Below are 20342 nucleotides of genomic sequence, written 5' to 3'. Positions count from 1 at the left end.
GCTCATCGGCGTCACCCGTGGGCGGCGGCCATGACCGCCTCGTCGATGTCGCGGCCCTCGGCCTCGGCGGCGGCCCGCGCCAGCAGGACCCGCTTGTAGTCGGACGGCATGATCTTCGCGAACCGGCCGAGCGCGGCGTCCCAGTCCGCCAGCAGCGCCTTGGCCACCGTGGACCCGGTCTCCGTGAGGTGCCTGTCGACGATCTCCCGCAGGAACTCGGCGTCCTCGTCGTCCAGCGCCTCGAGCTCGACCATCTCGCGGTTGACCCGCTCGGGCCGAAGGTCGAGCACGTAGGCCACGCCGCCCGACATGCCGGCGGCGAAGTTGCGGCCGGTCGCGCCGAGGACGACGGCCCGGCCGCCGGTCATGTACTCGCAGCCGTGGTCGCCCACGCCCTCGACGACGGCGGTGGCGCCGGAGTTGCGGACGCAGAACCGCTCGCCCACGATGCCGCGGACGAAGACCTCGCCGGACGTCGCGCCGTAGAGGCCGACGTTGCCCGAGACCACCTGCGTCTCGGCCTCGAACGGAGCGTCGGGGTGCGGCCGGACCACGAGCCGGCCGCCCGACAGGCCCTTGCCGAGGTAGTCGTTGGCGTCGCCGGTCAGCCGCAGCGTGACGCCGCGCGGCACGAACGCGCCGAACGAGTTGCCCGCCGAGCCGGTGAACGACACGTCGATCGTGTTGTCGGGCAGGCCCTCGCCGCCGTACCGCTTGGTCACCTCGTGGCCGAGCATGGTGCCGACCGTGCGGTTGACGTTGCGGATGGGCAGCTCCAGCGTGACCGGCTCGCCGAGGTTCAGCGCGCCCTCGGCGAGCTGGATCAGCGTGTTGTCCAGCGCCTTGTCGAGCCCGTGGTCCTGCTCGGCGACCCTGCGGCGCGGGGTGCCCTCGGGCAGCTCCGGCTGGTGCAGGATGGGCGACAGGTCGAGGCCGGCGGCCTTCCAGTGCTCGACCGCGCGGGTGGTGTCGAGCAGGTCGGCCCGCCCGATGACCTCGTCCAGCGAGCGGTAGCCGAGCTCGGCGAGGTACTCGCGCACCTCCTGGGCGACGAACTCGAAGAAGTTCACCACGAACTCGGGCTTGCCGCTGAACCGCTTGCGCAGCTCGGGGTTCTGCGTGGCCACGCCCACCGGGCAGGTGTCGAGGTGGCAGACCCGCATCATGACGCAGCCGGAGACGACCAGCGGAGCGGTGGCGAAGCCGTACTCCTCGGCGCCGAGCAGCGCCGCGATGACCACGTCGCGGCCGGTCTTGAGCTGGCCGTCGGCCTGCACGACGATGCGGTCGCGCAGCCCGTTGAGCAGCAGCGTCTGCTGGGTCTCGGCCAGGCCGAGCTCCCAGGGGGCGCCCGCGTGCTTGACCGAGGTCAGCGGGGAGGCGCCGGTGCCGCCGTCGTGGCCGGAGATCAGCACGACGTCGGCGTGGGCCTTGCTGACGCCCGCCGCCACGGTCCCGACCCCGACCTCGGCGACCAGCTTCACGTGGACGCGGGCGCGCGGGTTGGAGTTCTTCAGGTCGTGGATGAGCTGGGCGAGGTCCTCGATCGAGTAGATGTCGTGGTGCGGCGGCGGCGAGATGAGGCCGACGCCGGGGGTGGAGTGCCGGGTCTTGGCGATCCACGGGTACACCTTGTGGCCGGGCAGCTGGCCGCCCTCGCCGGGCTTGGCGCCCTGCGCCATCTTGATCTGCAGGTCGTCCGCGTTGACCAGGTATTCGCTGGTCACGCCGAACCGGCCGGAGGCCACCTGCTTGATCGCGCTGCGCCGCTCGGGGTCGTGCAGCCGCTCCGGGTCCTCGCCGCCCTCGCCGGTGTTCGACTTGGCGCCGAGCCGGTTCATCGCGATGGCCAGCGTCTCGTGCGCCTCCATCGAGATGGAGCCGTACGACATGGCGCCGGTGGAGAACCGCCTGACGATCGACTCGACCGGCTCGACCTCGTCGATCGGGATCGGCGCGCCGGCGGGGCGCAGCCTGAACAGGCCGCGCAGCGTCATGAGCTTCTCGGACTGCCCGTCCACGAGGGACGTGTACTCCTTGAAGATCTCGTACCGCCGGGTGCGGGTGGAGTGCTGGAGCTTGAAGACGGTGGTCGGGTTGAACAGGTGCGGCTCGCCCTCGCGGCGCCACTGGTACTCGCCGCCGACCTCCAGCCGCCGGTGCGGGTTCTCCGCGCGGGGGTAGGCCCGCGCGTGCCGCTCCAGCGCCTCCCTGGCCAGCACGTCGAAGCCGACGCCGCCGAGGCGGGAGGTGGTGCCGGTGAAGCACCCGTCGATGACCTCGGCGCCGAGGCCGAGCGCCTCGAAGATCTGCGCGCCGGTGTAGGAGGCGACCGTGGACACGCCCATCTTGGACATGACCTTCAGGACGCCCTTGCCGTACGCCTTGATCAGGTTGCGGACGGCCTTGCGCGGGTCCAGGTCGAGCTGACCGGTCGCGATCATGTCCTCGACCGTCTCCAGGGCGAGGTAGGGGTTGATCGCGCTGGCGCCGTACCCGACGAGCAGGGCCATGTGGTGGCACTCGCGGGCCTCGCCGGTCTCGATCACCAGGCCGACCCGGGTGCGGGACTTCTCCCGGATGAGGTGGTGGTGCACCGCGCCGGTGAGCAGCAGCGACGGGATCGGCGCCCGCTCGCGGGAGGACCCGCGGTCGGACAGCACGATGATCCGGGCGCCGTCCTCGATGGCCCGGGAGACCTCCTGGCGGATCTCCTCCAGCCGCCGCACCAGCGCCTCGCCGCCGCCGGCGGCGTCGAACAGGCCGGACACGACGTACGGCTGGAAGCCGGGCAGCGCGCCCTCGTCGTTGATGTGGACGATCTTCGCGAGCTCGTCGTTGTCGATCACCGGGTAGGGCAGCACGAGCCGGCGGCACGAGGCCGGGCCGGGGTCGAGCAGGTTGCCCTCGGGGCCGATCGTCGACTGCAGCGAGGTGACGAGCTCCTCGCGGATGGCGTCCAGCGGCGGGTTGGTGACCTGCGCGAAGAGCTGGCTGAAGTAGTCGAACAGCAGCCGCGGCTTCTCGCTCAGCACGGCGACGGGGCTGTCGGTGCCCATCGAGCCGATCGGCTCGGCGCCGTTCCGCGCCATCGGCGTGAGGATGATCCGGAGCTCCTCCTCGGTGTAGCCGAAGGTCTGCTGCCGCTTGACCAGCGCCTCGTGGGTGGGGTGCTCGTGCTCGCGCTCGGGCAGCTCCTCGAAGCGGACCAGGCCCGCGTGCAGCCACTCGCCGTACGGCTCGGCGGCGGCGAGCTCGGCCTTGATCTCGTCGTCCTCGATGATCCGGCCGCGCGCGGTGTCCACCAGGAACATCCGGCCCGGCTGCAGGCGGCCCTTGCGGACCACCTTCTCCTGCGGGATGTCGGACAGCACGCCGGCCTCGGACGCGAGCACGACCAGGCCGTCGTCGGTGACCCAGAACCGGCCCGGGCGCAGGCCGTTGCGGTCGAGGACCGCGCCGACCAGCGTGCCGTCGGAGAAGGTGATCGACGCGGGGCCGTCCCACGCCTCCATGAGGGTGGAGTGGAACTCGTAGAAGGCCCGGCGGGCCGGGTCCATCTCGGTGTGGTTCTCCCACGCCTCCGGGATCATCATCAGCACGGCGTGCGGCAGCGACCTGCCGCCGAGGTGCAGCAGCTCCAGCGTCTCGTCGAACGAGGCGGTGTCGGAGCCGTCCGGGTCGCAGATGGGGAAGAGCCGCCGCAGGTCGCCCGGGATCAGGCCGGTGGCGAGCATCGCCTCGCGGGCGCGCATCCAGTTGCGGTTGCCCCGGACGGTGTTGATCTCGCCGTTGTGCGCGACGTACCGGTACGGGTGGGCCAGCGGCCAGGAGGGGAAGGTGTTGGTCGAGAAGCGCGAGTGGACGAGCGCGATGGCGCTGACGTAGCGCTCGTCGGACAGGTCGGCGAAGAACGGCTCGACCTGCAGCGAGGTCAGCATGCCCTTGTAGACGATGGTCCGCGAGGACAGCGAGGAGAAGTAGACGTCCGCCTCGTGCTCGGCGCGCTTGCGGAAGGCGAACACGATCCGGTCGAGGTCGACGCCGGTCTCGCCGCCGGGCGAGGTCACGAACAGCTGCGCGAAGTGGGGCATGGCCGCCCGCGCGGTGGCGCCGGGCAGGTCGCGGTCCACCGGCAGCTCGCGCCAGCCGAGGATGCTCACGCCCTCCTCCGCGGCGATCCGCTCGATGGTCTCGATCGCGGCGGCCCTCGCCTGCCCGTCCGCCGGCAGGAACGCGGCGCCCGCGGCGTACGCGCCCTCCGCGGGCAGCTCACTGTGCCATCCCAGATCGGCCACCACGGCGCGGAAGAACGCGTCGGGGATCTGGGTGAGGATGCCCGCGCCGTCGCCGGTGTCCGGCTCGCTGCCGCTCGCGCCCCGGTGGTCGAGGTTGCGGAGGGCAGTCAGTGCCTTGGCGACGATGTCGTAACTGCGGCGACCCTGCACGTCCGCGACCATGGCGACGCCACAGGCGTCATGCTCGAAGGCGGGGTCGTAGAGTCCCTGAGGCTCGGGGAGACCTCCGGGAAGGCCAAGGCGGGCAGCAGGCATGTAGTCACTCCCGTCGTCAACTTCTGCGTGGAACAGAGGGACGACGCTGGCCCTGCTGCGGTTGTGGTGCTTAGAGATTACAACACGCTGCCGGAATAGTGCCCCCCCGGTCTGCTTCGCGAACCTTCACAGGTCAGCGTGGTGAACAGGGCCTCGATAGGGTTTGCGCATGGGTGGTCATGAGGCGATCGACGAACTGCTGGCGGAGGCCGGCGTGGACGGCCTGCGCCTGCGCGGAGCACTGGCGCTCCTGGCAGGCGGCCGCTGGTGGACCCTGTCCGACCTGGTACGGGAGACCGCGACGCCACGGCGGACGATCGAGTCGCTGCTGCGGGCGCTCCCCCTTGAGCACAGCGGCGACCGTGTCCGGATACCCATGGATCAGGTCAACCGATACAACGCCGGGGTCGGGCCGGAAATTTCCGATCTGGGGAATCCGGTGTCCGAAATGGTGCCGGAACACGCCGAAACCCTCGCCCGTCTGGAGCGGCTGATCGCCGAGGCCCCCCGGGGCCGGCACGCGCTCGACCACGTCTCCGCGACCGCCGAGACCGTGCTGCGCCGCGCCCTCCTGCTGGGGCGGCGGTTCTGGCTGCCCGGCGCCCGCCTGCTGTGCGTCGGCGACCACGACCTGACCTCCCTGGCGGTGCGGATGGTCCACCCGGAGGTCGAGGTGGCGGTGGCCGACATCGACGACCGCATCCTGGAGTTCGTCGACGCCCAGGACCTCGGGGTGCGCACCCGGTGGGCCGACCTGCGTCTCGGCCTGCCGCCGTCGCTGCGCGGCTGGGCCGACCTCGCGATCACCGACCCGCCGTACACGCCGGACGGGATCGGGCTGTTCGCCGCGCGCGCCGCCGAGGGCCTGCGCGACCGCGAGCGGGGACGCATCCTCCTGGCGTACGGCGCCTCCGAGCGCACCCCGATGCTCGCGCTGAAGGTGCAGAAGGCTCTTGTCGACCTCAACCTGCTGCATGAGGCGATATTTCCGCACTTCAACCGGTATTACGGGGCGGAGGCGATCGGCAGCGCGGCCGACCTGTACGTGCTGCGTCCCACCACGAAGACCTGGCCGGCGATCGCCGCGCGACTCGACCGCCTCGCCACGGCCATCTACACGCAGGGCCCCCAGGCCGTGGAGTCCGCCGGGCGCCCCGGCAAGGCCGCGGCCCAGGCGACGGCCGTGGACAGCGCGGCCGGCAGGACCGCCGGTACAGGGGTGGACAGCACGGCGGACAGCACTGCGGGCAGCACGGCCGGTATGGGGGTGGACGGCGCAGCGGACGAGGCGGCGGTGACCGCCTTCGGGCCGGACCTGCTCGCCGGGGACTGGCCGCGCGGCCTGCTGCCGCAGGTGCCCCGCACCCGGCTCGCCACGCTGCTGGCCAAGCCGTACGCCGCCGACCCGCGGCGGGTGGTCATCGCGGTGCCGGCCGGGCTGGAGGCGGCCCTGCCCCGCCTGCTGCTCGCGACCCGGGCCCGGCACGTGCGGGTGCTCACCGCCGCCCCGGTCGCCGGGCTGCCCGAGCTGGCCGCGTTGCTCGCCCCGGTCTACGAACTCACCGCCGAGGGCCGTGTCCTCGACGCCGTACGGCTCGCTCCGCCGGAGGACGGGCCGGACCGGATCGTCCGCGCGATCCTGGACAGCGCGCACGGGAAGCTCGCCAACACCTGGCGGGAGGCGCTCACCAGGACCGGCCTCACCACGACGCCCGGACACACCACACCGCCCGGACAGACCACACCGCCCGAGCACGCCGGGGCCCCCGGGCACGGCGGGGCGGCCGGGCTCACCAAGCGGCAGGCCAGGGCCGCCGTCGAGGAGGCCGCTCCCTGGGCCGGTGACGCGACACCCCTCGAACTCCCGCTCCACCGCCTCGCGCAGCTGACGGCGGAGATCACCGCTCCCACCCCGGCCTGAGGATCGGCCGCCCGAGGTCGTCCCCGGGCCGCGATCAGCCGGGGCCACGCACGCCCCCTCCCGGCGGGGGGACCGGGCACGCTCCCAGGGCTCCGGTCAGGCCGGCGCGGCGCTGACGGGCGGCCGGCCCGGTGACCTGCTACCGGGCGGCCGGGACGGACGGGGACGGCGCGGCCGTGTTCGCAGAAGGGGCCGTGTTCGCGGACGAGGCCGGAGAGGCGCCGGGATCGGACGGCGGGTCCTCCGCGGGCTGTGCGGTGTCGGCCGGGCCCGGCGGCTGGGCGGGGTCCGACGGCACGCCGGCGACCGCGACCACCCGGCGGAAGACCGCTCTTTCCGCCTCCCGGACGGCCAGGCCGAGCATGACGAAGTCGTCGGTCTCCCCCGGCTCCGCGCCGTCGGTCCTGCCGATCCAGGCCACGCCGAGGTAGTGGCCCATGACCTGGGCGCTCGCCTCGCTGTAGGCGCCGAACTTCGCCCGGGGGGATTCGAGCGGCTGCACCCACGAGCCCCGGTAGAGCGTCCCCAGCGACGTCGCCAGCGACTCGGCGGCGGCGACGGACGACAGGTTGAACAGCGTGTACTGCGCCAGATAGATCCCGTCCGCCGTGGCGTACAGGCCGCGGACGGCCTGGGTGCACCCGGCCTCCGCGAGGGCGTCGACGAGGTCGGCGCCCCATACCGCTCCCCCGCAGGCCTGGTCGGGACGGCTGGTCAGGCGGCGCAGCGTGACCTTTCCCGCGCTGAGCGTCCGGGCGCCGAACACCTCCTGGACGCTCAGCGGCGCGGAGTCCGCCTTGCGGTCCGCGATCGGGGCGAACTCCTTCAGGGACGGCCAGGACTGGAAGGACGACGGCAGTCCCTGCCCCGCGATGTCCGCCGACGCCCCCGTCGGCACCGCGGGTCCGCCTCCGCCCAGCGCGTTGACCACCAGCGTCAGCACCAGGGCGATCGCCAGGACGCCCGCGGCGGTCACGGACCACACGAACACGCGCTGCTGCCGGTCGTCCAGCCCGAGCTCGGTGAGGGTGGGTCCGGCCCAGCGCTCGGCCGTCGCGGACGACCGGCGCTTGCGCTTGGTCATAGACCGCCGGTTCCTATCAGCGACCCCAGTCCCCAGGTCAGCGCCGCCGCCACGGCGCCCACCACGAGCTGGCGGAGACCGCTGAACCACCAGCTTCTGGCCGTCACGCGCGAGACCACCGCGCCGGCGACGAACAGCGCCACCATCGACGCGGCGGCCGAGATCCACAGGCTCCGCGCGCCGATCAGGTACGGCAGGAGCGGGACCAGGGCGCCGAAGGCGAACGATAAGAACGACGATCCGGCGGCGAGCAGCGGTGAGGGCAGGTCGCCGGGGTCCACACCCAGTTCGGCCCGCGTGTGGACGGCGAGCGCCTCCTCCGGGTCGCGGGAGATCTGGCGGGCGACCTCCCTGGCGGTCTCCGGATCCACGCCCCGCTGGACGTACATCTGGGCCAGCTCGGCCTCCTCGGCCTCGGGATGCCGCTCCAGCTCCCGCCGCTCCACGTCGATCTCGGCCTCGGCCAGCTCGCGCTGGCTGGCGACCGACACGTACTCGCCGCCCGCCATGGAGAAGGCTCCGGCGGCCAGGCCGGCGATGCCGGCGAGGGCGATGATCCTGGTCTCCGCGGTGCCGCCGGCGACGCCCGCGATGAGCGCGAAGTTGGACACCAGTCCGTCCATCGCGCCGAACACCGCGGGCCGCAGCCATCCGCCGGTGACGTCCCTGTGCTGGTGGTGTGCCTCGGCCCGTGCCCCCGTCCTGGCCTCGGTCATCGCCGCCCGGCCTCCGGTTCCGGCATGGTCCCGCCGTCGCCCGTGGCGCCGGCGCCCGCCGGCGCCCTGTCCCCCTCACCGGAGTCCGCCGGAGCGTCGTCGGAACCCACGGAGGCGGAGCCGGCCGGGCCGTCCGTCTCCGGTGTGTCCTCGTGGGCCGCGGGCAGGCTCCCGGCCTCCCCGCCGCCGAGCTCGGGCTCGTCGGCCTGGTCCCGCTGGTGGGCGGGGTCGGCGCCTTCGCCGTCCCCCGCGAGGACGCCGACCGGCTCCTCGCCCGTACGGTTGCGGGACAGCAGCAGGTACGCGACGGCGCACAGGAAGATGACGATCGAGGTCCACTGGTTCAGCCGCAGCCCGAGGATCTCGTGCGCGGGGTCGACCCGCAGCCCTTCGATCCAGAACCGGCCCAGCGTGTAGCCCGCGACGTACAGCGCGAACACCCGGCCGTGGCGGAGGCCGAAGCGGCGGGCGGCCAGGATCAGCACGCCGGCGAGCGCCAGGTCCCACAGCGACTCGTACAGGAAGGTCGGGTGGTAGGTGGTCGCGCCGGGGACGGTGCCCGGGTGACCCGGCTCGATCTCCAGTCCCCACGGCAGATCGGTGGGGCCGCCGAAGAGCTCCTGGTTGAAGTAGTTGCCCCACCGGCCGATGGCCTGGGCCACGGCCACGCCGGGGGCGAGGGTGTCGGCCACGGCGGTGAAGGAGATGCCGCGGCGGCGGCAGGCGATCCAGACGCCGAGCGCGCCGAGCGCGATCGCGCCCCAGATGCCGAGACCGCCCTCCCAGATGAACAGGGCGTCGATCGGCCGCTTGGGCGCGTCGGAGCCGAAGTAGATCTGCCAGTCGGTGATGACGTGGTAGAGACGTCCGCCGACGAGGCCGAACGGCACGGCCCAGACCGCGAGGTCGGTGACCGTCCCGGGAGCACCGCCGCGGGCGCGCCAGCGGCGTTCGCCGATCCAGACGGCGACGACGACGCCGAGCACGATGCACAGGGCGTACGCGCGGATCGGAATCGGTCCGAGATTCCAGACCCCCTGTGACGGGCTGGGAATCGAGGCGAGGAGGGGCATGTAACGTGACGTTACCGCAAGAGGGGGCGAGTCCGGTGCCCGCCGCGTTCATCGGTACCAGGACGTGCTCCGGCCCCCGGCGGGCGGGTCATCAGGGCGGCGGCGGAGCCGCGCGGAGGGCGGCCAGGCGGGCCGCGAGGTCCGGCAGCGCGGGATACTCGCCGAGGTCCACCGGCCCGAGCCAATCGAGCGCGGCCACCCCCTCCGGCTCCCTGGCGCCGAGGACCCCGCCGACGAGCGCGGCGACCGTGTCGGTGTCGCCGCCCAGGGACACGGCGTACGGCAGCGCGGCGGCGAGGGCGGGAGCCTCTCGCAGCACGTGGACCACCGCGGCGACGGTCTCGACGGCGTCCAGCGAGACGCCCTCGGACGGGGGCGTCCACCGTCCGTAGGCCGCGTCGATCACAGCGTCCACAGGAGCCGGATGCCCGCCCGCCGCCTCTCCGTCACCGGCGGCTTCCGTCGCGTCGTCCATGGCGTCGTCTGCCGGCGTCGGCGTGAGGTGCTCGTCCGCCCGGCGGGCCTCGTCCGCGGCCACCTCCAGCAGGGCGGGCACGCTCTCCCCCTCCAGCGCGTGCGACGCCAGCGCCGCGATGACGCGGGCCGCCGCCACGGCCGCCGGCGCCCGGTGCGTCGCGGCGGAGACGACCTCGCAGAGCCGGCGGCGCAGGCCGGGCCGGTCGGTCGGAACGGCCCAGCCGATCGGGGCGACGCGCATCGCCGCGCCGTTGGTCGGCCGGTCTCCCGCCGAGGGGGCGGGTGGCTCACCCGTGGCGTGGAAGTGCGCCAGGGCGTGCCGCGTGGTGGGGCCGAGGCCGCGTACGGCCGGCGCCGCCTCGGCGAGCCGGGTCAGGAACCCCAGCGTGGTGGGGCGGCCGCCGGTGTCGGCCAGGCAGCATGCGACCAGCACCATCTGCGCCGTGTCGTCCGACGTCGACCCGCGCGGCCATCCCCGGTCCGGGGCGGGGAGCCGGACGACCTCCTCAAGGTCGATCCGCTCCGGCCCGCGCCCCTCCCAGGGCACGCCGAGCGCGTCGCCCGCCGCGAAGGCCACCATCGCCTGGTGGATGCGTGCGGCGACGTCCTGCCGGGGGCCGGCGATCGGCGCGGAGCGAGGGGCGGAAGGGTCGTCGCGGGGCATGCCGGAATGCTGACCCGCCAGGCGGCGGCGAAACCCGTGTCAGGTGCGGTAGAGGCGTCCGGCCCTTCGGAAGGCGACGCACGGGCCGTCGTCCGGTACCACAGGTCCCTGGTGAGCCGGCGGCCGGAATGGGCAGACTCCGATCATGAACGACACACTCACGCCCGAAGCGGTCACGGTGGAGACGAGCGGGCAGGTGCCCGCGGGAGCGGTCACCGAGGCGCGGGAGCGCATCGCGTCGGTGTCCAGGTTCACCGGCAGGCCGATCCTCTACGCCAGGGTCAACCTCGCCTACAGTCCGTCGCTCAGCCCGGGAGAACGGTGCGCCGCGCGGGCGGTCCTCGACGTGAACGGGCAGCCCGTGCACGCCCAGGCCGAGGCCGAGACCATGCACCTCGCGATCGTGGAGGTCCAGCACCGCCTCCGGGTGGGCCTGGACCGCCTGTCCTACCGTCCGGCCCACCGGGGCTGAGGCTCTCTGCCGGAACCCCGCCGACCCCGCCGACCCCGCCGACCCGCCGGGACGCACCCTGGAACGGGTCCGGCGGGTCTCGCGGCCCGGATGGCGGCGCGCGGGCCGGTCCTGCCGTCCGGCTCGGCCTGCGCCCGGGTCAGCTCTTGGCGGCGTTCACCACGGCGTCGCGGAGATCGCTCGGCACGAACGCGACCTTGCTGTCGATCTCCTTGCCGTTGATCTTGACCGTCGGCGTGCCGCTCAGCTTCTGCGTGGTCATGACCTGCTGCGTGTACGCCTGGTGTGCCGCGACGTTGCCCTGCTTGCGCACGCAGTCGTCGAAGCCGGAGGAGGTCACGCCCGCCTCCTTGCCCCACGTGATCAGCTGGTCCACGGAGAACCCGCTGGAGGTCTCGCTCGGCTGGTTCTTGTAGAGCTTGTCGTGGAACGCCAGCCACTGCCGGCCGTCCGTGACGCACCGTGCGGCCGAGGCCGCGCGCAGCGAGTTGCTCTTGGTCGGCTCCTGCGTGAAGATCGTGATCACGTGGTAGGCGACCTTCGCCTTGCCCTCGGCGGCCAGGTTCTTCAGCGTGGCGCCGCTGGTCTCCTCGAACTGCTTGCACGCAGGGCACTGGAAGTCCTCGTACACGTCGACCACCGGCGTGGTGACCCCCGGCTGGGCCATCACCACGGTCCCGTCCTCCTGCACGGTCGCCGCGGCGAGGCCGCCGGTGACCTTCTCCGAGGCGCCCTGCCGCACCGACCACACGACGAAGGCGGCCGCGACCACGACGACCACCACGATGGTGGCGATCATCGTGACGCGCCTGCGCTGATCCTGCTTGCGCAGGGCCTCCCGCTGCGCCGCGATGCGCGCCTTGGCCGCCTCACTCGTCCGCTTGCTCACGAACCTTCCCCCCTGCTGTCACCGCGGCCGGACCCAGAGCCGGACCGCGGTCCTGCGTGTCAGGCGCGGTCGTCCCGGCCCTCGTCCTGACCGTCCTCGTCCACCGGCTCCCGGGCTCCCCCGAAACCCAGAGCCGAGTCCAGCGACAGGCGGCTCACCGGCTTCACGACGATCCACGCCGCGCAGGCGAGCAGCCCGATGTCACGCACCAGTTCCCAGAAGTAGTTCGGGTCCTGGCCCGCGGCGAGGGTGCCGTCGCCCCCGAAGCAGCCGCAGTCGATGCGCAGCCCTCTGGCCCACGCGGACCCGATGCCGATGACGAACGCCACCATCAGCACGCCGCCGGCTCCCGCCGCCACCCGGGTGAACAGGCCGACGAGCAGCAGCAGGCCCGTGATGATCTCCACGACGGGCAGGCCGTACCCGACGACCTGCGCCAGGGATTCCGGCAGCAGCTGGTAGGCGAGCACCGCCTGCACCGACAGGGCGGGTGCGCCGATCTTGAGCGCGCCGGCGACGATCAGTACGGCCGCCAGCACGACGCGCGCAGCGGTCGTGACCCAGGAGTGCGCCGGTCTCTCGGACGGTAACCGGCCGGAGACCTGAGCGCCGGATGCCAACTGAACCATCAGGGACTCCTCGCCCGGTAGGCAACACCGACTGAACAGTACCGGGACCCAACCTCACCATGTGCGGGATAAGAGCATGGTAAGCGGTGGCGTTTCCGCTGTTCGCGGCGGTACCGGGGGGAGAAAGCCGGAGATCCGGCTCAGCGCCGGACACCCCTGGCGAGTTCCTCCGCGAGTTCGCGTACCGCCACGAGACCGGACTTCTCGTCCGGCGCGTCGAGCAGGCGCCGGATGAAGGCCGACCCCACGATGACCCCGTCGGCGTACGACGCGACCTCGGCGGCCTGGGCGCCGTTCCCGACGCCGAGACCGACGCAGACCGGCAGCGCCGTGTGGGCCTTGGTCTTCTTGACCAGTCCCTCGGCCGCCGAGCTGACGGACTCCCGGGCGCCGGTCACGCCCATCAGCGAGGCCGCGTACACGAAACCGGTGCAGCAGGCGGCGACCCGGGCGATGCGCTCGTCGGGCGAGCTGGGCGCGACGAGGAAGACCGTGCCGAGGCCGGACTCCCGGCTCGCGTCGAGCCAGGGCCCGGACTCCTCGGGCGTCAGGTCCGGCGTGATGGTCCCCACGCCGCCCGCCGAGGCGAGGTCCCGGGCGAAGCGCTCGGCGCCGTAGCGGTCGATCGGGTTCCAGTACGTCATGACCAGCGTCGCGGCCCCGGACTTCGCGACGCCCTCGACGGTGCGCAGCACGTCGGCGATGCGGGTCCCGTTCTCCAGCGACCGGTGCACCGCGTCCTGGATCGTCGGGCCGTCCATCAGCGGATCGGAATACGGCAGGCCGATCTCGATCACGTCGCAGCCGGCCTCGACCATCGCGGTCGCGGCCCTCACCGCGCCGTCCTTGGTCGGGAAGCCGGCCGGCAGGTAGCCGACGAGCGCGGCCCTGTCCTCGGCGCGTGCCTTGTCGAACACCGCCTGGAGTGTCGTCATCGGATGCCCTATCGATGCTGGATCAGAGGTTGAAGTACTTCATGGCGGTGCCCATGTCCTTGTCGCCGCGTCCCGAGAGGTTCACCAGGATCACGGCGTCCGGGCCGAGCTCGCGGCCGAGCCGCAGCGCGCCCGCGAGCGCGTGGGAGGACTCGATGGCCGGGATGATGCCCTCGGTGCGCGCCAGCAGGGCGAAGGCCTCCATGGCCTCCTCGTCGGTCACGCCCTCGTAGGTGGCGCGGCCGCTGTCCTTCAGCCACGCGTGCTCGGGGCCCACGCCGGGGTAGTCGAGACCGGCGGAGATCGAGTGCGACTCGATCGTCTGGCCCTCGTCGTCCTGCAGGACGTAGGTGCGGGCGCCGTGCAGCACGCCGACACTGCCCTGGGTGAGGGTGAGCGCGTGCTCGCCGGTCTCCGCGCCCCGCCCGCCGGCCTCGTAGCCGTACAGCCGGACCCCCTCGTCGGGGATGAAGGCGTGGAAGAGACCGATGGCGTTCGACCCGCCGCCGACGGCGGCGCAGACCGCGTCGGGCAGACGGCCCACGAGCTCCTGCACCTGGCGGCGCGCCTCGACTCCGATGATCCGGGCGAAGTCCCGGACGATCTCGGGGAACGGGTGCGGCCCGGCGACCGTGCCGAACAGGTAGTGGGTGTGCTCCACGTTGGTGACCCAGTCGCGGAACGCCTCGTTGATGGCGTCCTTGAGGGTCTGGCTGCCGTTGGTGACCGGGACGACCGTCGCGCCGAGGAGCTTCATCCTGGCGACGTTGAGCGCCTGGCGCTCGCAGTCGACGGCGCCCATGTAGATGACGCACTCCAGGCCCATAAGCGCCGCCGCGGTGGCCGTGGCGACGCCGTGCTGGCCCGCCCCGGTCTCCGCGATGACCCGCCGCTTGCCCAGCCGCTTGGTCAGCAGCGCCTGGCCGAGCACGTTGTTGATCTTGTGGGCGCCGGTGTGGGTGAGGTCCTCGCGCTTGAGCAGGATCCGGGCGCCGCCCGCGTGCCCGGCGAAGCGCGGCACCTCGGTCAGCGTCGTGGGACGGCCCGCGTACGTGCGCAGCAGGTGGTCGAACTCGCGGACGAAGTCGAGATCGGTCTTGGCCTTCTCGTACTCGGCGGCCACCTCGTCGAGGGCCGGGATGAGCGCCTCGGGCACGTACCGGCCGCCGAATATGCCGAACTTGCCCTGGACGTCCGGATCGTTGCCGCCGACACCGCCCCCCGCCAGGTCGGCGGGGGTGATGAGGGTCCCATCCGTCGAGGTCACTCGGCCTCCTTCTGCGGTGCTGTCGTTCACGGGTGCCTCTCGGAGCCGCTGTCCTGCCGGGAGGCCGGGTGCGCGCCCGCGGTCACCAGGTCGTTGACCGCGGCCTTGGGGTCCCTGCCGGTGACCAGGCTCTCGCCCACCAGCACCGCGTCGGCCCCCGCCCGCGCGTACGCGAGCAGGTCGTGCGGCCCGCGCACCCCCGACTCCGCGATCTTGATGATGCCGTCCGGCACCTTGGGCGCGAGCCTGGCGAACACCTCGCGGTCCACCTGCAGCGTCTTCAGGTCGCGGGCGTTGACGCCGACGACCTTCGCGCCGGCGTCCACCGCGCGGGTCAGCTCCTCCTCGGTGTGCACCTCGACGAGCGGGCAGAGCCCGATCGACTCGGCCCGCTCGATCAGCGAGACGAGCGCCTGCTGGTCGAGGGCCGCCACGATCAGCAGGGCGAGGTCGGCGCCGTGCGCCCTGGCCTCCCACAGCTGGTAGGAGGTGACGATGAAGTCCTTGCGCAGGACGGGCACGTCGACCGCGGCCCGCACCGCCGCGAGGTCGGCGAGCGTGCCGCCGAACCTGCGCCGCTCGGTCAGCACGCTGATGACGTGCGCGCCGCCCTCCTCGTAGTCGGCGGCGAGCGCGGCGGGGTCGGCGATGGCGGCGAGCGCGCCCTTGGACGGGCTCGACCTCTTCACTTCGGCGATCACGGAGACCCGGTCGCCGCCGAGCGCGGCGTAGGCGTCCCGGGGCTCGGGGGCGCGGGCGGCGATGCGCTTGAGCTCCTCGATCGGCACGTCGCGCTGCCGCTCCTCGAGGTCCTCCCGCACGCCCACGATGATGTCCTCAAGAACACTCACGCGTCCTCCTCGCCTTCGGCTCGGAGCTCGCGCGAATCACCTGTCCGCTCGCTCACGCGCAAGGGTCCCTCCGGTCGGCTGCTCTCGTCGGCTGCTCTGCGTGTCCTGCCCTGCGATGGTATCGGCCCGTCTCGCGTCGATCGGCCACAGGGTCGCGTCACGGAGCGAGGAAATGCCCGAAAGGCGTATTACGCACTACCCAGAAGACGGCCGCGACGACGATCAGTCCCCACAGGTAGACGGGGCGTGCGGCACCCGGGCCCACGGGCCGCCCCTGCCATGATCGTAACGTCCACCTGGCCCATGCCGCGATCACGACAGGAACGCAAACGACAAAGAGAAGGTTCATGCGCGCCGCCCCGGCGAGGTCGGCGTGCGCGAGATCGTGCACGGCGCGCAGGGCGCCGCAGCCCGGACAGTACAGGCCGGTGAGGTAGTAGAAGGGACAGACGGGGTAGTGACCCGGCTCGTGCGGGTCGACCACCGCCAGGTACGCCACCGCCGCGGCGAGACCGGCCGCGGCGCCGGACGGCGCGCGCAGCGACCGAATCCGGTCCCACGCGCGCCGTCCGGTCACGTCCACGTGCTCAGCCTATCGCTCAGGCGCGCACGACCACGGTGCCGACGATCTTGTCGGCGAAGGTCTGCCGCTTGGCGTCCCACAGCGGCCAGAGGAAGCCGATGTAGCAGGGCAGGCCGTCGATGATGTGGCAGAGGTAGCGGACGAAGGCCATGCCGAAGCCGATGTACTCGCCCGTCTGCTCCTTGACCGTCTTGATGCCGACGACCTTCTTGCCCACCGTCTGACCGGTGGTGCCCTCCTGGTACTTCAGCCACAGGCCGAGGCCGATCGCGACGGCGAAGCCCAGGAGGTAGATGATCATGCCGATCCCGCTGCCGCCCGTCGAGGTGAGCTGCCCCGTGTTCGGGTCCACCTCGAGGGAGCTGGCGGTCATGGAGCCGCCGATGGTGTAGAGGATGCCGGACGGGATGCCGACGATCAGGGCGTCGATCAGGTACGCACCGACGCGCAGGCCCCAGTGGGCGAGCTCGGGGCCGCCGTAGCCGCCGGAGGGCTGGCCGTACGCGCCGGCGCCGTACTGGCCGCCGCCGTACTGGCCGCCCTGCGGGGGCGCGGGGTAGGAGCCCTGCGGCGGCGGGGGGTAGCCGCCCTGGGACGGGTACCCACCCTGCGGGCCGGGCTGCTGGGGAGGCTGCTGAGGGGGGTAACCACCCTGGTTGTACGGGTCGTTGCCGTAGGACATGTGATGCTCCAGCGAAAGTGGGAGAAGAAGGAGAGCGAAGGGGAGGGAGACCCGGGGTGGGGGCTAACCGGCGATGCTCGTGACGCTCAGCGCCGCCAGCAGACCCAGCCCGATCGCGTACAGGAGCCAGACGGAGGCGCCGGCGTAGGACAGGATCAGCCCGGCGATCGCAAGGCCCCGCCCCTGTTCGCCCGTCCGCCTCGTCTGGTGCAACGCGATGTGACCACAGATGACGCCGGCGATCCCGGGGATCCCGCAGAAGAGCAGGCCGAGAACGCCGAGAACGAGCGACGCGACGGCCATGCCGTTCGTACGGGGACCATGGGGTTGGTGGTACCCGTACGGAGGGGGCGGTGGCGGATAGCCGTACCCGTGGCCATAGCCGGAGACCGGCGGCACGCCGCCCGCGCCGGGCGGGTGGCCGTAGCCGCCCGAGTCACCCGGCAGGTACCCGTGGCTCATCCGGTCTCCTGTAGCGATCAACGAAGTCGCCGCGAAGCCTATCGACAGCCGGGCGACCGGTCAGAGCAGAAACCGGGTTTGTGGACAATTTGTAATCTGAGGTGGGAACGGTCCAACAACTCCGGCTCTTCGCACCCCGGTCGAAAAGGCTCAACGCCCCCGATCGTCGGTGGGGTCCTCCCCCTCGTCGAGCGCGTCCCACAGGGCGCGGTCGGCGTCACGCGCGGCAGCCCGTCCCGGCTCCGTGCGGGCGTGTCCGGCGTCCCGTTCGTACCTGCCCGACATGCCGGGCCAGCGCGCGCCGCGCGCCGCCACCACCCCGGACCCGAGCAGGACGAGCCCCCCCGCGGCGGCGAGCAGCGGCCAGACCCAGGCGCGCGACTCCACCGGGATGGCGGCCCCGGAGACCGTCGCCGCCGTCGCGTGCGCGCGGGCCGCGGCGGCGACCGTCGCGTCGCGAGTGCCGTCCCAGGCTCCGGCCGCGACCGCCGCGCCGAGCAGGGCGACGACGCCGCCGATCAGCCGCCGCCCGATCCCCCTGGCCGCCAGTACGGCCACCGCTGCGGCGAGCGCGGCGAGCGCGGCGGGTGAGAGCCAGGCGACCAGGTCGCCGCCCGTGAGGCCGTCCTGCCCCGCTCCCCCGGGTCCCCCGGCGGCGCCGAGCGTCACCCATCGCCTGCCCGCGGCGAGCAGCGCGAGGCCGCCGCCGGCGGCGCAGGCGGCGAGCCAGACGAGCAGCGAGCGCCCCGCCGGAGAGCCGGCCCGGCCGGGCGCGGCGGCGGGAACGGGGGTGGGAGCGGTCACGGCGCGCCGGTCACGTCGAGGACGTCGGCGTCGAAGCAGGTGCGGTCGCCGGTGTGGCAGGCTGCCCCCACCTGGTCGACCTTCAGCAGGACCGTGTCGCCGTCGCAGTCGAGCGCGACGTGCCTGACCCACTGCACGTGGCCGGAGGTGTCGCCCTTCACCCAGTACTCCCCCCGGCTGCGGGACCAGTAGGTCGCCCGGCCGGTGGTGAGCGTGCGGTGCAGCGCCTCGTCGTCCATCCAGGCGAGCATCAGCACCTCCCCGGTGTCGTGCTGCTGGACGATCGCGGGCACCAGGCCGTCCGGGGTGCGCTTGAGCCGGTCGGCGATCTTCGGGTCGAGGGCCATGTGGCCAATTGTGCCGCAGCGCCCCGCCGCCCCCGCCGCCGCTCCCGGCAACGCCCGGTTCACTTCACGGTGGTGGCGGTGGTCCACGACGCGTAGAGGTCGGCGTACACGCCGGGCTGGGCGGCGAGCACGGCGTGGGGGCCGCGCTGGACGATCCGGCCGTGCTCGAACACCAGGATCTCGTCGGCCGCCTCGGCGGTGGACAGGCGGTGGGCGATCGAGACCGCCGTACGGCCCCGGGTCACCCCGTCGAGCGCCCGGGCGAGCCGCACCTCGGTGGCGGGGTCCACGGCGGAGGTGGCCTCGTCGAGCAGCAGCAGGTCGGGATCGGCGAGGTAGGCCCGGGCCAGCGCGACCAGCTGCCGCTCACCGGCCGACAGCGACTCGCCGCGCTGCCCGACGGGGGTGTCCAGACCGGCCGGGAGGCCGTCGAGCCAGTCGGCCAGGCCGAGCTCGGTCAGCGCCCGCGTGATCTCCTCGTCGGTGGCGGAGGGACGCCCGAACCGGATGTTGCCGGCGAGGGTCGAGTCGAACAGGAAGCCGTCCTGCGGGACCATGACGATCCGCTCCCTCAGGGAGCCGAAGCCGACCTCCCGCAGGTCGACCCCGTCCACCGTGATCCTGCCGGAGGTCGGGTCCATGAGCCGGGTGAGGAGCTTGGCGAAGGTCGTCTTGCCCGAGCCGGTCTCCCCCACCACCGCCACCCGCGTGCGCGGGGCGATCTCGGCCGACACCTCGTGCAGGACGGGCGGCCCGCCCGGGTAGGCGAAGCCGACCCCCTCGAAGCGAACCGTGATCGGGCCGCGCGGCAGCGTCGCGCCGTTCTCCGGGTCGGCCACGTCGGCCGGGGTGTCGAGCACGCCGAGGATGCGGCGCCAGCCCGCGATCGCGTTCTGCGCCTCGTTCAGCACCTCGGTCGCGGTCTGCAGGGGGCTGACGAACAGCGTGATGAGGAACAGGAACGCGATGAGCCGGCCCGCCGTGATGGACCCGGCGACGCCCAGCTCGACCCCGGCGACGACCACCAGCGCGACGGCGGCCGAGGCGACCAGCTCGGTGGTCGGGAACGTGAAGCCGACGATCTTCTGGGCCCGGGTCTGCGCCGCGCGCATCCCGTCCACCGCCCGGTCGATCCGCTCGGCGGTGCGGTCCTCCGAGCCGTACGCGCGGATCACGCCGCTGCCGACGACCGACTCGCTGACGGCGGCGAGCACGTCGCCGGCCCGCTCGCGCACCCGGGTGTACGCCCTGGCCACCAGACGCTGGAACCTCGGCAGGGCCAGCATCACCGGCAGGAAGCAGGCCCACACCAGCAGCGTGAGCTGCCAGGAGTAGACGGCCATGAGCACGGTCGCGACCAGCAGCTGGCCGACGGACACGATGACCATCAGCCCGCCCCACTGCATGAAGGCGCTGATCTGGTCGACGTCTCCGGTGACCCGGGAGACCAGGCCGCCGCGCCGCTCGCTGTTCTGTGTGAGCACCGACAGGTCGTGCACGTGCCGGAAGCCCTTGCCGCGCAGGGTGGCCAGGCCCGACTCCGTGGAGCGGTAGAGCCGCACGTTCATCAGGTAGCCGCACACCGCGGTCAGCGCCACCGCGACCGCGCACAGGGCGACGGCGTCGCGGATGAACGGCACGTCGGGCGCGCCCTGCCCGAGGCCCCGGTCGATCACCTGCTGCACGGCGACCGGCACGACGACCTTGCCCAGCGTGGCCAGCACGGCCAGCGCCAGGGTCCCGGCGATCCCGCGGCGGAACTCCGGCGACAGCCGCAGGCCCTGCCTGAGCGTCTCCACCGCCCCGCGCTCCGCCGACCGCAGCGCGGAGGCCTCCCCGGTCTCCGCGCCCGTCTTCCCGCCGGTCTTCCCCGTGTCCGTGACGGCGGTCACCGGGTCACACTCCTCGCTGAAAGCCTCACTGAAAACCTCAC

The 20342-nt window shown here is 73.1% G+C and carries 18 protein-coding genes; 2 read left to right on the top strand and 16 right to left on the bottom strand.

Annotated features, from left to right (window positions below):
• Positions 1 to 11: 11 nt before the first annotated feature.
• On the bottom strand, positions 12 to 4553 hold the full coding sequence (gene gltB / locus HHX37_RS09055) for a glutamate synthase large subunit (RefSeq protein ID WP_182879030.1): 4542 nt from the start codon (positions 4551 to 4553) through the stop codon (positions 12 to 14).
• Between the two features lie 169 nt (positions 4554 to 4722).
• Between gltB and HHX37_RS09050 the strand changes: the two genes are divergently transcribed.
• Positions 4723 to 6474: a bis-aminopropyl spermidine synthase family protein gene (locus HHX37_RS09050; protein ID WP_182885118.1), complete on the top strand. Its 1752-nt coding sequence runs from the start codon at positions 4723 to 4725 to the stop codon at positions 6472 to 6474.
• 139 nt (positions 6475 to 6613) lie between these two features.
• Here the strand turns inward: HHX37_RS09050 and HHX37_RS09045 are convergent, their stop codons facing one another.
• From HHX37_RS09045 to HHX37_RS09030, 4 genes are all read right to left on the bottom strand, one after another.
• Positions 6614 to 7558 (bottom strand): hypothetical protein, encoded by a 945-nt coding sequence (locus HHX37_RS09045; RefSeq protein WP_182885117.1) that lies wholly within the window; start codon positions 7556 to 7558, stop codon positions 6614 to 6616.
• Complete coding sequence (locus tag HHX37_RS09040; RefSeq protein WP_117410543.1) at positions 7555 to 8274, bottom strand: VIT1/CCC1 transporter family protein; 720 nt, start codon at positions 8272 to 8274, stop codon at positions 7555 to 7557. The genes HHX37_RS09045 and HHX37_RS09040 overlap by 4 nt, the downstream gene beginning before the upstream one ends.
• Positions 8271 to 9347, bottom strand: a complete 1077-nt coding sequence (gene lgt, locus HHX37_RS09035; protein ID WP_182885116.1) for a prolipoprotein diacylglyceryl transferase — start codon at positions 9345 to 9347, stop codon at positions 8271 to 8273. Before lgt ends, HHX37_RS09040 begins: the two co-directional genes overlap by 4 nt.
• A gap of 91 nt (positions 9348 to 9438) precedes the next feature.
• Complete coding sequence (locus tag HHX37_RS09030; RefSeq protein ID WP_182885115.1) at positions 9439 to 10488, bottom strand: ADP-ribosylglycohydrolase family protein; 1050 nt, start codon at positions 10486 to 10488, stop codon at positions 9439 to 9441.
• A 145-nt stretch (positions 10489 to 10633) separates the two neighbouring features.
• Here HHX37_RS09030 and HHX37_RS09025 point away from each other — a divergent pair, with 145 nt between their 5' ends.
• Positions 10634 to 10960: a hypothetical protein gene (locus HHX37_RS09025; protein WP_182885114.1), complete on the top strand. Its 327-nt coding sequence runs from the start codon at positions 10634 to 10636 to the stop codon at positions 10958 to 10960.
• 139 nt (positions 10961 to 11099) lie between these two features.
• Here the strand turns inward: HHX37_RS09025 and HHX37_RS09020 are convergent, their stop codons facing one another.
• The 11 genes from HHX37_RS09020 to HHX37_RS08970 form a co-directional block, all read right to left on the bottom strand.
• On the bottom strand, positions 11100 to 11849 hold the full coding sequence (locus HHX37_RS09020; protein ID WP_310737883.1) for a DsbA family protein: 750 nt from the start codon (positions 11847 to 11849) through the stop codon (positions 11100 to 11102).
• Between the two features lie 59 nt (positions 11850 to 11908).
• Positions 11909 to 12478: a DoxX family protein gene (locus HHX37_RS09015; RefSeq protein ID WP_182879035.1), complete on the bottom strand. Its 570-nt coding sequence runs from the start codon at positions 12476 to 12478 to the stop codon at positions 11909 to 11911.
• 140 nt (positions 12479 to 12618) lie between these two features.
• Positions 12619 to 13413: a tryptophan synthase subunit alpha gene (gene trpA / locus HHX37_RS09010; RefSeq protein WP_182877131.1), complete on the bottom strand. Its 795-nt coding sequence runs from the start codon at positions 13411 to 13413 to the stop codon at positions 12619 to 12621.
• A 22-nt stretch (positions 13414 to 13435) separates the two neighbouring features.
• Entirely contained in the window at positions 13436 to 14641 is a 1206-nt protein-coding gene (gene trpB / locus HHX37_RS09005) for a tryptophan synthase subunit beta (RefSeq protein WP_220498593.1), read from the bottom strand.
• A gap of 65 nt (positions 14642 to 14706) precedes the next feature.
• Positions 14707 to 15531, bottom strand: coding sequence for an indole-3-glycerol phosphate synthase TrpC (gene trpC / locus HHX37_RS09000; protein WP_117410535.1), 825 nt, complete (start codon positions 15529 to 15531; stop codon positions 14707 to 14709).
• A 157-nt stretch (positions 15532 to 15688) separates the two neighbouring features.
• Entirely contained in the window at positions 15689 to 16114 is a 426-nt protein-coding gene (locus tag HHX37_RS08995; RefSeq protein WP_117410534.1) for a DUF2752 domain-containing protein, read from the bottom strand.
• A gap of 16 nt (positions 16115 to 16130) precedes the next feature.
• Positions 16131 to 16796 (bottom strand): RDD family protein, encoded by a 666-nt coding sequence (locus HHX37_RS08990; RefSeq protein WP_117410533.1) that lies wholly within the window; start codon positions 16794 to 16796, stop codon positions 16131 to 16133.
• A gap of 63 nt (positions 16797 to 16859) precedes the next feature.
• Entirely contained in the window at positions 16860 to 17258 is a 399-nt protein-coding gene (locus HHX37_RS08985; RefSeq protein WP_182877128.1) for a DUF4190 domain-containing protein, read from the bottom strand.
• Between the two features lie 150 nt (positions 17259 to 17408).
• The gene (locus HHX37_RS08980; protein WP_182885113.1) at positions 17409 to 18062 is read right to left on the bottom strand and encodes a TIGR02234 family membrane protein; all 654 of its coding nucleotides are present in this window, start codon (positions 18060 to 18062) and stop codon (positions 17409 to 17411) included.
• Positions 18059 to 18409: a phosphoribosyl-AMP cyclohydrolase gene (gene hisI / locus HHX37_RS08975; RefSeq protein ID WP_111697426.1), complete on the bottom strand. Its 351-nt coding sequence runs from the start codon at positions 18407 to 18409 to the stop codon at positions 18059 to 18061. Before hisI ends, HHX37_RS08980 begins: the two co-directional genes overlap by 4 nt.
• Positions 18410 to 18468: 59 nt before the next feature.
• Positions 18469 to 20301 (bottom strand): ABC transporter ATP-binding protein, encoded by a 1833-nt coding sequence (locus HHX37_RS08970; protein ID WP_182885112.1) that lies wholly within the window; start codon positions 20299 to 20301, stop codon positions 18469 to 18471.
• Positions 20302 to 20342: the final 41 nt, after the last annotated feature.

It is taken from the genome of Microbispora sp. H10885, assembly GCF_014161415.1.
In the GTDB taxonomy this organism is placed as follows: domain Bacteria; phylum Actinomycetota; class Actinomycetes; order Streptosporangiales; family Streptosporangiaceae; genus Microbispora; species Microbispora triticiradicis.
This window is presented reverse-complemented; position numbering and strand designations above follow the sequence as displayed.